At 71.4% G+C, this 14,958-nt stretch carries 15 protein-coding genes; 3 read left to right on the top strand and 12 right to left on the bottom strand.

Features of this window, described 5'->3' with window-relative positions; genetic code table 11:
- Positions 1–225: 225 nt before the first annotated feature.
- On the top strand, positions 226–717 hold the full coding sequence (locus QMK30_RS23765) for a discoidin domain-containing protein (RefSeq protein ID WP_283520332.1): 492 nt from the start codon (positions 226–228) through the stop codon (positions 715–717).
- A 436-nt stretch (positions 718–1,153) separates the two neighbouring features.
- Positions 1,154–2,212 carry an ArsR/SmtB family transcription factor gene (locus QMK30_RS23760; RefSeq protein ID WP_283520331.1) on the top strand — a complete coding sequence of 353 codons (1,059 nt, stop codon included), beginning with the start codon at positions 1,154–1,156 and terminating at the stop codon, positions 2,210–2,212.
- Here the strand turns inward: QMK30_RS23760 and QMK30_RS23755 are convergent.
- The 10 genes from QMK30_RS23755 to QMK30_RS23710 form a co-directional block, all read right to left on the bottom strand.
- Positions 2,182–3,339, bottom strand: coding sequence for an alkaline phosphatase PhoX (locus tag QMK30_RS23755; protein WP_283520330.1), 1,158 nt, complete (start codon positions 3,337–3,339; stop codon positions 2,182–2,184). The genes QMK30_RS23760 and QMK30_RS23755 overlap by 31 nt on opposite strands.
- 117 nt (positions 3,340–3,456) lie before the next feature.
- Positions 3,457–4,293 (bottom strand): carbohydrate ABC transporter permease, encoded by an 837-nt coding sequence (locus QMK30_RS23750; RefSeq protein WP_283520329.1) that lies wholly within the window; start codon positions 4,291–4,293, stop codon positions 3,457–3,459.
- Positions 4,294–4,296: 3 nt separating this feature from the next.
- On the bottom strand, positions 4,297–5,214 hold the full coding sequence (locus QMK30_RS23745) for a carbohydrate ABC transporter permease (protein ID WP_283520328.1): 918 nt from the start codon (positions 5,212–5,214) through the stop codon (positions 4,297–4,299).
- A complete protein-coding gene (locus QMK30_RS23740; protein WP_283520327.1) occupies positions 5,211–6,482 on the bottom strand; it encodes an ABC transporter substrate-binding protein in 1,272 nt (423 codons plus the stop codon). The genes QMK30_RS23745 and QMK30_RS23740 overlap by 4 nt, the downstream gene beginning before the upstream one ends.
- Before the next feature lie 153 nt (positions 6,483–6,635).
- Complete coding sequence (gene pcaDC, locus QMK30_RS23735) at positions 6,636–7,811, bottom strand: bifunctional 3-oxoadipate enol-lactonase/4-carboxymuconolactone decarboxylase PcaDC (protein WP_283520326.1); 1,176 nt, start codon at positions 7,809–7,811, stop codon at positions 6,636–6,638.
- On the bottom strand, positions 7,804–9,279 hold the full coding sequence (locus QMK30_RS23730; protein WP_283520325.1) for a lyase family protein: 1,476 nt from the start codon (positions 9,277–9,279) through the stop codon (positions 7,804–7,806). Before QMK30_RS23730 ends, pcaDC begins: the two co-directional genes overlap by 8 nt.
- 76 nt (positions 9,280–9,355) lie before the next feature.
- Complete coding sequence (gene pcaG, locus QMK30_RS23725; RefSeq protein WP_283520324.1) at positions 9,356–9,886, bottom strand: protocatechuate 3,4-dioxygenase subunit alpha; 531 nt, start codon at positions 9,884–9,886, stop codon at positions 9,356–9,358.
- Positions 9,883–10,671 carry a protocatechuate 3,4-dioxygenase subunit beta gene (pcaH, locus tag QMK30_RS23720; RefSeq protein WP_283520387.1) on the bottom strand — a complete coding sequence of 263 codons (789 nt, stop codon included), beginning with the start codon at positions 10,669–10,671 and terminating at the stop codon, positions 9,883–9,885. The genes pcaG and pcaH overlap by 4 nt, the downstream gene beginning before the upstream one ends.
- 41 nt (positions 10,672–10,712) lie before the next feature.
- Positions 10,713–11,477 (bottom strand): CoA-transferase subunit beta, encoded by a 765-nt coding sequence (locus QMK30_RS23715; RefSeq protein ID WP_283520323.1) that lies wholly within the window; start codon positions 11,475–11,477, stop codon positions 10,713–10,715.
- The gene (locus QMK30_RS23710) at positions 11,474–12,301 is read right to left on the bottom strand and encodes a CoA transferase subunit A (RefSeq protein WP_283520322.1); all 828 of its coding nucleotides are present in this window, start codon (positions 12,299–12,301) and stop codon (positions 11,474–11,476) included. Before QMK30_RS23710 ends, QMK30_RS23715 begins: the two co-directional genes overlap by 4 nt.
- Before the next feature lie 123 nt (positions 12,302–12,424).
- On the opposite strand from QMK30_RS23710, the gene QMK30_RS23705 reads away from it, so the two are divergent.
- Positions 12,425–12,862 carry a MarR family winged helix-turn-helix transcriptional regulator gene (locus tag QMK30_RS23705; protein WP_283520321.1) on the top strand — a complete coding sequence of 146 codons (438 nt, stop codon included), beginning with the start codon at positions 12,425–12,427 and terminating at the stop codon, positions 12,860–12,862.
- A gap of 515 nt (positions 12,863–13,377) precedes the next feature.
- On the opposite strand, the gene QMK30_RS23700 is transcribed toward QMK30_RS23705, so the two are convergent.
- A complete protein-coding gene (locus QMK30_RS23700) occupies positions 13,378–13,944 on the bottom strand; it encodes an SRPBCC family protein (RefSeq protein ID WP_283520320.1) in 567 nt (188 codons plus the stop codon).
- 45 nt (positions 13,945–13,989) lie between these two features.
- On the bottom strand, positions 13,990–14,931 hold the full coding sequence (locus tag QMK30_RS23695) for an oxidoreductase (protein ID WP_283520319.1): 942 nt from the start codon (positions 14,929–14,931) through the stop codon (positions 13,990–13,992).
- Positions 14,932–14,958: the final 27 nt, after the last annotated feature.

Genomic DNA, 14,958 nt, shown 5'->3' with positions numbered 1-14,958 from the left:
GTCCACCGGCCGGCACAGCCCGGGTCCGCCGGCCGGACCGGACCGGACCGACCCGGCACGTACCACCGGAGCCGTCTTCGGCTCACTCCGACCCTCATGAACCGTCGGCGGGCTCCGGCGCAGTGAAAAGAGCGGCGGCACCTTGTGCGGAGGTGCCGCCGCTCTACTGTGCTTTCCAGGCGCATGTACCGCCCGCCGGGCGCACACGCCGTCGAGGAGGCCCCCGTGAACGCGGACGGCACCCATGCCCGACCCGTCGTGGCCCCCGCCCTCCAGGAGTGGACCGGAGGCTCGGGAACGTATCGGCTCAGTGAGGACTCGCGCGTCGTGGCCGTCGCCCGCGACGCCACCCGACTGCTGCTCCTCGCGCGGCAGTTGACCCAGGAGATCGCCGACCTCACCGGTATCCGCATCGCATCACCACGCGCCACCACCGGGCCCGCCAGGGAGAGCGAGACCCTGCTGCGCTTTGATCCCGGCGCGAACCACCGGCGCTTCCTGCTCGACTGGGAGGCCGCCGCCGGCCGCGACTACGACGTCCAGGTCTCCGAGGACGGCACGCACTGGCGGTCCGTCGTCGAGCGGCGCGGCCGGCGGTCCGCCGGGCAGGACGCGGCGGAGATCGAGCCGGTGGCAGCGCGGTTCGTGCGGCTGCTGGGCCTCGCACGGCAGACCCGGTACGGATATTCGCTGTGGCGTTTCGAAGTCCGCGGTTGAATCGTGTACTGCTGCCCAACCACCGAATCCGTCCAGCCGGGCGAACGCCGGTGTAACGGTGTGAACCACCGGAGTGGAACCCAGGGCAACAAAAGAAAACAGTGGGAGTACAATTCCGCCATTTTCCCGCCGTCCGCCGGTGAAACGGGGCAAGATGTGGTCGACGGACACCCATCCGTCGACCACATCCTGATACCTCTGCCGGCCACGGAGCCGCACCTTCACCGACCGCCGCCAAGCCCAGCAAAGCCCCCCACGGCCTTCACTGTGCTTTTTCGGTCGCTCCGGTTGCGTGCCCGGCTGGGTACAGCATTTCGTTCGGCACAGGGGTGCCGCGATACGTTTCAACTGTGGCTGAAAGACCGTGGTGACGGCCTGTGATGGCATGCATACTCGGTTGCGGGGGGCGATTGCGGATGCAACAGGTGGGGGTTCGGTGCTACGTGTCCATTTCTCCGACGGGGACTTGTCGAAGGTGCGGCTGGCCGCCCGGCCCGACGCGTTGTGGGAAACGATTCTCAGCTTTCACCGAATAAGGGACCGGCGCGGCGCGCAGGTCTTCGGGGAATGGCGCAAGGAATCCCGTACACGGTTGAAAGGTGAAACACGACTGCTCGCCGCCGTGGTGCCCACCCGGGGCTATTTCCCGGATTTCCTGACCCCCCGTGAAGGTCTGAACGGCATGGAGACGGGCCTCGAAGCGATACGGGCCACCGCACCCGAGCGGCTGCGCGGCGAACTGGCCCTGCTCGCCACGGACCGCACGGCCCCGCCCGACCGGCTCGCTCCGCTTGCCGAGGGCCGCAGCAGCGCCGTGGGCCGCCTCAACGGCGCCCTGCGCGGCTACCACCGGGCCGCCGTCGAGCCGTACTGGCCGCACATCCAGGCGCACGTCGAGGCGGACCGGGCGGCCCGCGGCCGGGCCCTGCTGGACGGCGGCGCCGACGAACTCCTCGCCTCGCTGCCGCCCATGCTGCGCTGGCGCCCGCCGGTCCTGGAGGCCGACTACCCGGTCGACCGCGACCTGCATCTGGACGGCCGCGGCCTGCTGCTCCAGCCGTCGTTCTTCTGCCGGGGCACGCCTGTGGTCTACCGCGACCCGCGGCTGGCGCCCGTCCTGGTCTACCCGGTGACCCACACCGGGTCCCCGGGCGCGGACACGGACCCGGGCCCGTCCCTCGCCCGGCTGGTCGGCGCCACCCGCTCGGCGGTCCTGGGCGCCATCGGAAGCGGCTGCACCACCAGCGAACTGGCCTGCCGGTCCGGGGTGTCCCTGGCCTCGGCGAGCCAGCACGCCTGTGTGCTGCGCGAGGCGGGCCTCCTCGTCACCCTGCGGCACGGCAACGCGGTGCTGCACTCACTGACCCCGCTGGGCGCCGCCCTGCTGAGGGGCGGCGCCACGGCGGAGGGAAGCTGGGCGAAGCCGCGCGAGCGGGCCCGTACGACGCCCCGCGCGGCCGGCCGCTACGCCCGGAACGGGCCCGTCACCTCGTAGGTGATGCCCCCTGACGAGCTGCCGCTCGTGCCGCGCTGGCTGGAGAAGTACAGGCGCCGGCCGTCGGGTGAGAAGGCCGGTCCGGTGATCTCCGAGCCGGACTGGCCCTCGATCCGCAGGAACGGTGCCACCACGTCGTCCGGGGTGATCACGCAGATCTCCATGTTGCCGCCGTCCTCCGACACGAACAGGTCGCCGGAGGATGTGCCGGTGACGTTGTCCACGCCGGTGAGCGGGGCGGTGCCGGAGACCAGGGAGTCGTCGTAGGCCAGCTCGATGGTCTGGGCCGCCGCGTTGTACTGCCAGACCCGGTTGTCGCCCTTGGTGGTGAACCAGCAGGTGTCGTAGGCGTAGTGGCAGCCCTCGCCCCCCGTGAAGCGCTTGGCGCCCGAGACCTGGTCGCGGGTGGCGGTCGAGGCGCCGCTCGGGTCGGGGACGGTGGCCCAGGTGACGGGTCCGGACGTGCCCGAGCCCATCTTCAGCACCTCAAGTCGGCCCGCGGAGAGATCTCCCCAGGTGGTGGGTGTGAAGCGGTAGAAGCAGCCGTCGGTCGTGTCCTCGGTGAGGTAGATCGTCCTGCGCACGGGGTCGGCGGCGGCTGCCTCGTGCTTGAAGCGGCCCATCGCGTCCCGGCGCACGGCCGCCTTCACGCCCCACGGGTCGGTCTCGTAGACGTAACCGCGGTCGACCTCCTCGCAGGACAGCCAGGTGTTCCACGGGGTCTTGCCGCCCGCGCAGTTCTGCCGGGTGGAGGACAGGATGCGGTACGCGCCGGTGATCGCGCCCGTCGAGGAGAAGCGGACCGCGCCCGCGCCGCCCGAGGGGTTGATCTCCGAGTTGGAGACATAGATCCAGCCGGTGCCGTCCGCGTAACAGGCGCCGCCGTCCGGTGCGTTGTGCCAGGTGTAGGCGGTCGAGCCGACCTTCTGGCCGGAGCGGGCTATGACACGGCTGCTGAAACCGGCGGGCAGCCGGATGCGGTTCGCGTCGGCCGTACTCAGCGCGCCGTACGGGCCGGCGCCCGGCTGGGCGGGCGCGGCGTAGGCGGCGCCGCGCCAGAGGGTGCCTCCGAAGGCCGCCGCGGAGGTGCCGATGACCGCGCCGCGCAGGAAGTTACGACGTTCCATGTCTCGCTCCAGGGATGGGGGACGGTGAACCCCCGGAATCTAAGGCTCCCGAATTGACGGAACGTCAACGGCGGGTGAGCGGAAGGTGTTCAGTCAGGTGCCCGGCCCTCCAGGTGCTCAGTCGTCGATGCCGGACCTCTCCACCCCGGCCACGATCCACCGCTGGAACAGCAGAAACACCAGCAGCAGCGGAAAGATCGACACCACCGCCGCGAGGAACAGCTCATGCAGATTGATCACCTGTGCGGTGGTCAGCGTGGACAGTGCCACCTGCACCGTCCAGGCCTCCCGGTCCTGCCCGATCACCAGCGGCCACAGGAAGGAGTTCCACGCGCCGATGAACACGATCGTCCCGACGGCGGCGAAGACGGGCCGCGAGTTGGGTACGACGATGCGCCAGTACGTACGCCAGTAGCCGAGCCCGTCCACCCGTGCCGCGTCCTCCAGCTCCTTGGGGAAGCCCAGAAAATACTGGCGGAAAATGAACGCCGCGAACGCCGAGAACAGCGTCGGGACGATCAGCCCGCGCAGCGTCGAGACCCAGCCGAGCGACGAGACGAGCACGAAGCTCGGCACGAACGTGACCGCCGCCGGGACCATGAGCGTGCCGAGGATCGCGTAGAAGACCTGGTCGGCGTACCGGTAGGGGATGCGGGCCAGACCGTACCCGGCGAGCGACGCGAGCAGCAGCGTCCCGAGGGTCGTCGCGACGGCGATCAGCGCGGAGTTGAGGAGCGAGCGCGCCATCGGGACGGCCGGGTCGTCGAAGAGCTCACCGATGTTTGACCACTGGAGCTCGGCCGGGAAGAACGTCCACTGCGGCGAGGTGATGTCCTGCTCGGTGGCCAGACCGTTGCGCAGGAGGAGATAGAACGGGATCAGGAAGAGCGCCGCGAGCACGAGCAGCAGCACGACCCGCAGGGCCCGGCCGGCCCGTAGCAGTGCCTGGTCCATGGCTCAGTCCTCCTTGCGGCCGAGGCCCAGCCAGCGGGCCTGGAAGAGCGTCACCACGGCGATGATCAGCGCCAGGATCACCGCGCCGGCACTGCCGAGCCCGAGATTCTGCCCCTGCCCGAGCGCCGTGTAGTAGAGGTAGACCAGCGGTGGTCTGGCGTACGGCGGATAACCCCGCGCGTCCGACAGCAGGTTGTAGAACTCGTCGAACGCCTGGAACGCGTTGATGACGAGCAGCAGCACCACGGCCACCGACGTGGAGCGCAGCAGCGGAACGGTGATGTACCGCAGCACCTGCCAGCCGGGCCGCGCCCCGTCGACGGCCGCCGCCTCGTACAGCTGGGGCGAGATGCGCTGGAGCCCGGCCAGGAAGAGAATCATGTAGAAACCGGCCTGGAGCCACAGCCGTACGGTCACGATGACCAGCCAGTACCAGGGCGGCTGGGTCGTCGAGAGCCAGGCGACCTGCTCCAGGCCGAAGAAGTCCAGGACCGTGTTCGCCAGCCCGAACCGCACCCCGTTGAAGATCGACAGCTTCCAGACCAGCGCCGCCACGACGTACGAACAGGCGGCCGGGAGGAAGAAGACGGACCGGAAGAAGGCCTGGGCGAAGCGCAGCCGGTTGACCATCAGCGCGAGCGCGAGCGACAGGGCGTACGTCGTGGGCACGATGAACGCCGAGAACAGCGCGAAGGTACCCAGGCTGCTGGTGAAGGCCTCGTCGCCGAGCATCGCCGTGTAGTTGTCGAAGCCGACGAACTCGGTGGGCGAGACGGTGTTGTGCGCGTCGAAGAAGCTCAGGTAGGCGCTCCACAGCAGTGGAACGTAGGTGAAGAGGGCCAGTCCGAGCGCGAAGGGCCCGACGAAGACCCAGAACCAGAGCGTCCGGTTCTGGGTCCCCAGGACCTTCGCCTTCGTCACGGCTTCTTCTTCCGCACGCGCTGGAGCTCGTCGTTCGTTTTGCGTACGACGGACCTGAGCTCGGTGTCGGGGTTCGCGCCGTCCTTGATGATCCGGCTCAGCGCGTCCTGGTACGCCGTCTGTGAGGCGGGCGTCCACAGCAGCGGCTGCGCGTAGCCGCTCTCGGTGGCGAAGCGCACGGCGTCGGCCGCCGGGCCGCTCCTGAGCTTCTGCGCCTTCTTCGCCAGGGAGATGCGCGCCGGGATGTGGAAGCCGTACGACAGCGCGAAGTCCTCCTGGAAGTCGGCCTTTTCGATCCACAGCCACTTCACGAAGTCCTTGGCCGCGTCCTTGTGCTTGCTGCGGGCGCTGACGGCCGCGCCGTACGCGCCGACCGGCACGGTGTCCTTGCCCGAGCCGCCGTCCTTGGGGAAGGGCAGGACGCCGAAGTCGTCGCCGAGCGCCTTCTGGACGGCGGGCAGCGCCCACAGGCCCGACCACTGCATGGCCGTCAGACCCTGGATGAAGGCCGACGGGTCCGACCAGTCGGTGGGCGCGCCGAGGAGGAGCGACTTGTCGGCGTACAGCTGCCGGATCTTCCCGAGGGCGCGGGCGGCGGCCGGGTCGTCGAAACCGACCTCGCCGTCGTCGGTGACGAGGCCGAGCCCGGCGGCGTACAGGGGCGTACCGCCGAGCACGCCCGCGCCGCCGTCGTTGCCGAGAAAGAGCCCCTTGACCTTGTCGCTCGTCAACTCCTTCGCCACGTCGATCAGTTCGTCGAGGGTGCGGGGCGGCCGGACCTTGGCGTCCGCCAGCATGCTCTTGCGGTAGTACAGCAGCTGCGTGTCGATGGTCTGCGGGATCGACCAGAGCCTTCCGTCGTACGTCTTGGGGGCGAGGACGGCCGGATTGAAGTCGTCGCGCACCCCGTCGAAGAGCTCGGTGAGGTCGATGACCTGCTTGCCTTGGATCTGGTCCAGGGAGGGGCCGTTGACCTCGAAGACGTCAGGCCCCGACGCGGTGAGGAGCGCGGCGGCGGTCTGTTGGTCGTAATTGCCGGGCCGCCACTGGACATCGACCTTGGCCTTGTCGTACGCGGCTGCGTACCGGCGTACGGCCTGCTCGGCGCCGGGCTCGCCGTACTGGTGGTACCACTGCGCCAATGCGGGCTTCCCGGCCTCGGAACCCCCGTCTTCCCGACCGGTGTTGGACCCGCACGCGGTGGACATCGCCCCGGTGAGGGCGAGGCCGGTACCGGCTCCGAGCAGCTTTCTGCGGCTGATGGTCATGTGGTGCCCCCTGTTGTCGTTCCCCCTGGGCGTTCGAGCACCGTTGTGCTCCACGGCCCAACGATCAACCATGCGCGGGGATTACGACAGATGGGTTGCGAGTGTGTGTCGCGCCTTTCGGCCGGACCCTTCCCAGAGGCCAGGGGGCGGAGTCTAGGGGGTGTCCAGGTCGTCGAAGACCTGCTGCGCGACGGAGAACGCCGAGTTCGCCGCGGGGATCCCGCAGTAGACGGCCGTCTGGAGCAGGACCTCGCCGATCTCGTCGCGGGTCAGGCCGATGGTCAGCGCGGCCCGCACATGCAGGGCCAGCTCCGCCTCGTGGCCCTGGGCCACGAGCGCGGTGAGCGTGACGCAGCTGCGGGTACGGCGGTCCAGGGTCCCCTCCGTCCAGATCTCGCCCCACGCGTAGCGGGTGATGAAGTCCTGGAAACGGGCCGTGAACGGGGTGGTGCGGCTGATCGCTCGCTCCACGTGGGCGCCCCCGAGCACCTCCCTGCGGGCGACCAGGCCCGCCGCGTGCCGGGTCGCGTCGTCGCGGACCGGGGGCGGCGCGAAGTGCGCGACCAGCGCGGCCGTCACGGCCTGCGGCATCTCCACATTGGCCAGATGGGCAGCGCCCGCGATCTCCAGGAGGCCGGCGCCCGGCACGCCGTCGGCGATCTCGCGGGCCAGTGCGGGCGGGGTCGCCGGGTCGTCGCGGCCCGCGACGACGAGCGTCGGCGCGGTGATCGCGGGCAGCGCGCCCCGCAGGTCGTACGCCGCCAGTGCGTCGCAGCAGGCCGCGTAGCCCGCGCGGTCGGTGGCACGCAGGTCGGCGATGAGGGCCCGCGCCGCCCCCGACGTGGCGAAGGCGGGCGCGAACCAGGTGCCGGGTCGGCTCGCGACCATCGCCCCGGTGCCTTCGGCCCGCACCAGGTCGGCCTTCTCCCGCCAGGCCGCCGGGTCGCCGAAGCGGGCGGCGGAGCACACCACTGCGAGCGCGGAGACCCGCTCCGGGTGGTGCGCGGCCAGGTGCAGCCCCACCGCGCCGCCGAGCGAGATACCGGCGTACGCGAAGGACTCCCAGCCCTGGGCGTCGGCGGCCCGCAGGACGAGCGCCGCCAGGCCGGCGACGGTGGCGGTGCCGTCGTGGGGGAGCAGGGCGGGGTCGGCGGGGGTGCCGCCGTGGCCCGGGAGGTCCCAGCGCAGCACGCGGCGGGTGCGGGCCAGGGGCGCCAGCTGGGGCTCCCAGACGGCCAGCGAGGTGCCGAGGGAGGGGCCCAGGACGAGCGGCGCGGCATCGGCTGGCCCGTCCAGGCGGAGGTGCGGGAGGCGGGTGGCGTCAGGCATGCGGGGCCTCCGGGGCGCGTTCCAGGGCTCGGTCGACCAGGGCCGCCGCAGAGCCGGTGTAGCCGGTGGGGTCGGTCAGTTCGGCGAGTTCGGCGGGCTCAGTGAGTTCTGTGAGTTCGGCGAGTTCGGTCGCGGGGAGCGTGTCGGCCAGGGCCTCGGCCAGCGGGATGCCCTCGGCTGCCGCACGGCGGGAGGCCGCGGTCAGGAGCTGCTTGGCGCGGGCCCTGCCGAGGGCGGGGGCCAGGGCCGCGGCGATGCGCTCGCTGACGATCAGGCCGTCGGTGAGGCCGAGGTTCTCGTGCATCCGGGTCGGGTGGACGCGAAGGCCCTCGGCCAGGTCCGCCGCGTGGTCCGCCGCGCCGCCCGCGAGCCGCAGCAGCTCGCGCAGGGGCTGCCACTCGGCGTGCCAGGCGCCCGCGGGGCGTTCGTCCTCGGCGGCGGCCAGCGAGCCGAGGAGGGTGGCTGCCAGGGCGGGGGCCTGCTGGGCGGCGGAGGTGACCAGGGTGGCGTGCACGGGGTTGGCCTTGTGGGGCATGGCGGACGAGGTGCCGGGGGCGGTGTCGGTAGTTACCGAGGTGTCTGCGGAGGCTGGACTGGCAGAGGTGGCTTCGGTGACCTCTGCGATTTCCGTCCGGGCGAGGGTGCGGATGTCCGTGGCGAATTTGCCGAGCGCGACGCAGGTGAAGGCGAGTGCGGTGCCCAGATCCGTGATGGGGGTGCGAAGGGTGTGCCAGGGGAGGTGGGGGGCGGGGAGGGCGAGTTCCTCGGCGTAGGCGGTGACGAGGGCCAAGGGGGAGGTGGCCGGGATGGGGGCCGGGGTGCCTGCGGCGCGTTCTTCCGGGGCCCCCTCGTGCGGGCCGGTGGGCGCGGCGAAGCCGGCCAAGGTGCCTGCCGCGCCGCCGAGTTGGGCCGGGAGGCGCAAGGCCCGCAGGCGGTCCTGGGCGTCCAGGACCAGGCTCCGCCAGCCCGCTGCCTTGAGGCCGAAGGTGGTCGGGACCGCGTGCTGGGTCAGGGTGCGGCCCGGCATCGGGGTGTCCCGGTGTTCCCTCGCGAGGATCGCCAGTGCCTCCGCCGTGCGGGTCAGGTCGGCCGTGATGCAGGGGAGCGTGCGCGTCGCCACCAGCATCATCGCCGTGTCGATGATGTCCTGGCTGGTCGCACCCCGGTGTACGTATTCACCGGCCTCCTCGCCCGCCGCCGCCGTCAGGTCGGCCACCAGGGGGATCACCGGGTTGCCGCCCGGCCTGGCCCGCAGCGCCAGGTCGCGTACGTCGAAGCGGTCGGCCCGCGCCACGGCCGCCACCGCGTCGGCCGCCCACCGCGGGCCCTGCGCCCGGGTCAGGGCGGCCTCCGCGTCCAGCATCGCCTGGAGCAGGGCCGGGTCGCCGGTCGCGGCTTCCGCCGCCGTTCCCGCCCGTACGGGGGAGAGGAGGCCCTGGTCGAGGTGGTCGGCATCAGGCGAAATCATGTCAGGCTCGGCTGCATCGGGCGGAGTCGTGTCAAGCGCAGTCGGATCGGGCGAAGTGGTGTCAGGCGAAGTGGTGTCAGGCGAAGTCAAGGAAGACCGTCTCTCCCTCGCCCTGGAGGCGGATGTCGAAGCGGTGGGTTCGGTGCGGTTCGGGCTGTGCGATCAGTGTCGCCCGGCGCTCGGGCTCCAGCGAGGCGAGCAGCGTGTCCGGGACCGGGGAGAGATACGCGCGGGTGAACAGGTGGTGGGTCAGGCCGCGCGCGAACACGCACAGGCTGATGTACGGGGTCGCGGGCGCCCCCGGCGGGAGGGTGCGGAGTGTGTAGTGGCCGTCCGGGTCGGTCGGGACCCGGCCGAAGCCCGTGAAGCCGACACCGTTGCGGCGCATCGACCCCGGCTCTCCGGCCAGGGAACCGTCCGGGGCCGCCTGCCAGAACTCCACGATCGCGTCCGGCACCGGCGCGCCCTGGCCGTCGTACACGTGCCCGTGCAGGGTGAACGCGTCCGGGTGGCCGGGCGGGGCGATGTCACCGCCGCCGGGGAAGCGCAGCGCGTGGCCGTAGAAGGGGCCGATCGTGTGAGAGGGGGTGGGGGGCAGCGGCTTCATGAGCGGCCTTCCTTGATCCAGGTCGCGGACGGCCCGTCCAGGACGATGTCCCAGCGGTAGCCGAGCGACCATTCCGGGCGGGAGAGCGTCGGGTCGTACGCCGCGACCAGCCGCTCGCGTGCCGCGTCGTCCGTCACCGACTGGAGGATCGGGTCGTAGGCGCAGAGCGGGTCGCCCGGAAAGTACATCTGGGTGACCAGACGCTGGGTGAAGGCCGAGCCGAAGAGCGAGAAGTGGATGTGCGCGGGCCGCCACGCGTTCTCGTGATTGCGCCACGGGTAGGCGCCCGGCTTGATGGTGGTGAAGGTGTACGAGCCGTCCTGGCCCGTCAGCGCCCGCCCGACGCCGGTGAAGTGAGGGTCGAGCGGCGCGGGGTGCTGGTCGCGGGGGTGCGCGTAGCGGCCGGAGGCGTTGGCCTGCCAGACCTCGACGAGTTGGCCGCGTACGGGCCGGCCCGCGCTGTCCAGCAGTCGGCCCGACACGGTGATGCGCTCGCCGAGCGGCTCGCCCTGGTGCCCGCGGGTCAGGTCGTGGTCGAGTTCCGAGACGTCGGTGTGGCCGAAGACGGGCCCGGAGAGCTCGACCGTCTCCGGGTCCCCGGCGACGGCGACCAGCGGCTGCTTCGGGTGGCGCAGCACGCTGCTGCGGTACGGCGGGAAGTCACGCGGCGGATGATGCCCGCCGGGTGCGCCCCCGGCGCGTACCTCCGCCTGTATCCGGGCGATCTCGTCGTCGATGTCGGACTGGGTGGACTGGACGGACTGAGTGGACTGGACGGATGCCATCAGGTTCTTCCCCTCACGTTCTTCCCTCAACGTTCTTCCTTTCACGCGGACTTGAGGGCGCGCAGGGCGGTGAGTTCCCCGACGGTCGGGGGCTCGGTGGCGCCCACGGTCCGTGCGCTTCTCAGCTCCCAGCCGGTGGCGGCCCGCACCTGCTCGACGGTGACGCCGGGATGCAGCTCGGTGAGGACCAGTTCGGCGGTGGCCGGGTCGGGGCGCAGGATGCCGAGGTCGGTGATGACGGCGACCGGGCCCGCGCCGGGCATGCCCAGCTTCTCGCGGTCGCCGGGGCCCGAGCCGTGGCCGATCGTGGTGACGAAGTCCAGCTTCTGCACGAAGTTGCGGGTGGAGTGCCGCAGCACCATCAGCACCTTGCCGCAGTTGGACGCGATCTCGGGCGCGCCACCGGCGCCCGGCAGGCGGCCCTCCGGCTTTCCCGGGCCGCGGTCCACGACCGTCGTATTGATGTTGGCGAAGCGGTCGACCTGGGCGGCGCCGAGGAAACCGACGTCGATCCGGCCGCCCTGGAGCCAGTAGTTGAACATCTCGGGGACGGGAATCACCGCGTCCGCGGTCTCGGCCAGTTCGCCGTCGCCGATGGACAGCGGCAGCCGGGTCGGCTTGGACCCGATCGTGCCGGACTCGTAGATCAGTACGAGGTCCCGATTGACGGTGGCGCGGGCGAGGTTGGCCGCGGTGGAGGGCAGGCCGATGCCGACGAAGCAGGTCCGCGCCCCGGCGAGGGCGCGGGCCGCATTGACCTCCATCAACTCGTCCCGGCTGAAGGAAGGGTGGGGAGAACCGCTCATCGGACCGCCGTGCCTTCCGCGTGGGTGTGTATGTGGGTCTCGATCCAGCGGGTGAATGTGTCGCGGTCCCGGGCGATCGAATCCCACGCCTGGTAGAAGTCGTTGTCGCGCACCGAGTACCCGGAGGCGTACGAGGGATGGGCGCCGCCGGGAACCAGCGCGACCGCGTCCAGGACCCACGTCGGCAGGACGACACCGCCGGGCCGCGGCGCCAGCTCGTCGACGATCTCCTCGACCGTGACCAGCACCCGGTCGGCGGCCAGCGCGGCCTCCTTCTGGACGCCGGTCAGGCCCCACAGCTGGACGTTGCCGCTGCGGTCGGCCTGCTGGGCGTGGATGACTGTGACGTCCGGGTTGAGCGCGGCGACGGCGGCCAGCTCCTCGCCGGTGAAGGGGCAGGAGACGGTGGAGACCGTGTTCGTGCGGGTGGCGAGCCCGGAGCCGCGGTAGCCGCGCAGTACGGCGAAGGGCAGCCGGGAGGCGCCCGCGACGTAACGGTTGGCCAGGCCGGCGTGGCTGTGCTCGTCCAGCTCCAGCGGGCGGGGCCAGTCGTTCTCGACAGCGTCGCGGAAGCGGTGCAGTGAGCCGACGCCGGGGTTGCCGCCCCAGGAGAAGATCAGCTTCTTGACCAGACCGGCGCCGATCAGCTGGTCGTAGATGACGTCGGGTGTCATCCGGGCGAGGGTCAGATCGGTGATGCCCTGGCGGAGCACCTCGTGCGCCGCGGCGTACGGGATCAGATGGGTGAAGCCCTCCATCGCGACGGTGTCCCCGTCGTGGACGAGGTCCGCCACGGCGTCGTGCAGGCTGCGAATCTCTGCCATCATCACTCCGCTATTTGCTCAGTGTGCTGACTAATACTCGGTTGAGGCCGTACACTTCCATCGAGTTGTGTGGACGTCAACAGCTCAGTACACAGAGCATCTCACGCAGGAGGCTGATCCCGCATGGCCGCGGTCGATCTGAGCACCCACCCCGGGCATCTGGCCCGCCGGTTGCAGCAGGCGCACACGCTGCTGTGGACCACGATGGTCTCGGAGGAGACCACGTCACCGCAGTTCGCCGTGCTCAACGCGCTGATCGACAAGCCGGACATCGACCAGCGCACCCTCGGCGAGCACGTCCACCTGGACCGCTCGACGATCGCCGATGTGGTGGCGCGGCTGGCCGGGCGGGGCCTGCTGGAGCGGGTCCGTGATCCGCTCGACGGCAGGCGCAATGTCCTCAAGCTGACGCGGGAGGGCACCCAGGCGCACCGCAAACTGGTCACCAGGACGGCCCGGATGAACCAGGTGTTCCTCGCCCCGCTGGACGAGACCGAGCGGGAGACGCTGCTCCGGCTGATCGGGCGGGTCACGGATGCGGCGGAGGAACTGCGGGGGTAGCGCGGGGGCCCTGCGGGCGTGTCCTCAAACGCCGGACGGGCTGAAAACCCTGGCCCATTTCAGCTAGTGCCGCGCCAGGCAACATTTGCCCTGTCGCGGTGTCCGGCACGCGCCCCCGAGTTCTCGGCTTCGCTCGAACGGGGAGGGCCCCCCTTCGCCGCACCGGCCGAAAGCCCAGGTACGTCCAGTACGAGGACTTCCGGCCGGCACGCCGAGAGCACGCACCGGGCGCCGCACCTTGACGGGCAAACGGCACCTGCCGCGGCACTAGTCCGTCCGGAGGACCGGGGTCGGGAGACCGAGCTGCCCCGTCACCCGCCCATTTCGGCCCGTCCGGCGTGTGAGGACCGGGACCAGGGCGTGGGACCGCCCCCGCGTTCTCCCATCCCGCCCAGTTCAGCCGTCCGGCGTTTGCGGACCGGGGTCTGGGGCGGAGCACCAGTTGCGGGAAGCGGTGGGTAGGGGAACGCGCCGCAGGCAACCCGCACCCCACACGTCCCCGCCACGCAACCCCCTCAAGACTCCAAAAGCACCTTCAACGTCCCCAACCGCTCCCGCCAAAACGCCTTCGCTGCCGCCACCGCATCCCCGTCGGCCAGCTTCGTATGCGCCAACGACACCCGCGTCTTCGCCTCGCCCGTGGCCGTGAAGCGCACCGAGATCCGGCCGGGAGGGCCGCCGGGCGCGCCCGAGAAGTCCGCGGTCAGCGTCTTCCCCGCCCGGTGCGACCGCACCGAGAACTCGCCGACGGGCAGCCAGCGGCGACGTACGGCCTCGTCGGTGAAAGCCGCGTCGAGCGACGCCACCGGAGCATCCACCGTCCTGTCGCCACCCGCCTGCCAGCCGCCGCCGGAGGACTGGCCGACCGTGCGCAGACCGCGCTCCTGCTCGTAGCCCACCGTGATCGACTGCGCGTACCAGCCGCCCACCCCGTGGTCGTCGACCAGGCGCCGGGCGATCTCCGTGTGGCCCAGCCCGGTCGCGTGTCGGACGGCGCGCTGACGGCGGCCACGGGCAGCGACTGGGCCACCTGGTTCGGCCTGCTCGACGAGTGGGGCACATCGGCCGACACCCCGGCTCACGCACCGCCCGGACACGGCAGTGGCCGGCGGGTGACGGCGAGGGCCTCAGGACTTGAGGCCCTCGTACGTCACACCGGTGGCCTGCTCGGACGCGGACCACAGGCGTTCGCCCGCCACATCGTTCAGCGTCCACGGCGCGCGCCACGACCTGGTGGGCGCGCCCCGCCAGCTCTGGAACCTCGGCCCGGTGAACGAGTCGGGACGTACGTCGGGCGCGGTCGCCGCGTACAGGGTGGGCAGTGCGCCCTCTTCGGCGGACTGCGCCACGATCCGGTTGCCGAACTCGATGAGCCGCTCGGCCGTCCTGCGGCCCTCCATCCGCGCGCCCGCGGTCTGCAGGTTGGTACGGGCGTAGCCGGGCTGTGCCGCCGCCGCGACGATGTCGGAGCCGATCGCGTCGAGCCGCCGCGCCAGCTCGTGGATGAAGAGCAGATTCGCCGACTTGGACCGGCCGTACGCCACCCAGCGGCGGTACTTGCGCTCGCTGTTGAGGTCGCCCATGTCGATGTTGGCGAGCGCGTGGAGCCCGCTGGAGACGGTCACGACGCGGGCGCCGGGCGTCCGGAGCAGGTGCGGGAGCAGCAGTCCGGTGAGGGCGAAGTGTCCGAGATGGTTGACGCCGAACTGCGTCTCGAAGCCGTCGGCCGTCCTTCCGTACGGGAGGGCCATGATGCCCGCGTTGTTGACGAGCAGGTCGAGACCGTCGTGCGGGTACGCACCCGCGAGGTCCCGTGCGAAGTCCCGTACGGAGGACAGTTCTGCCAGGTCCAGCGGCATGAACTGGACTTGTGCGTCGGGCACGTCGGTCAGGATGTCCGCCGCGGCCTTCCTGCCACGGGCCTCGCTGCGGCACGCGAGAATCACGCGCGCGCCGCGGCGGGCCAGTTCCCGCGCCGTGACCAGCCCGATGCCGCTGTTGGAACCGGTCACCACGGCCGTACGGCCGCTCTGGTCGGGAATGTCGCTCGCGTTCCAGCCGGTCGTCATGGCCCCAGCCTACGACCGGCCCGCCCG

Origin of the sequence: Streptomyces sp. H27-C3, from assembly GCF_030063415.1 — a bacterium.
GTDB lineage: Bacteria > Actinomycetota > Actinomycetes > Streptomycetales > Streptomycetaceae > Streptomyces.
The sequence above is the reverse complement of the archived record's forward strand: the minus strand, read 5'-3'. Positions and strand labels throughout refer to the sequence as shown.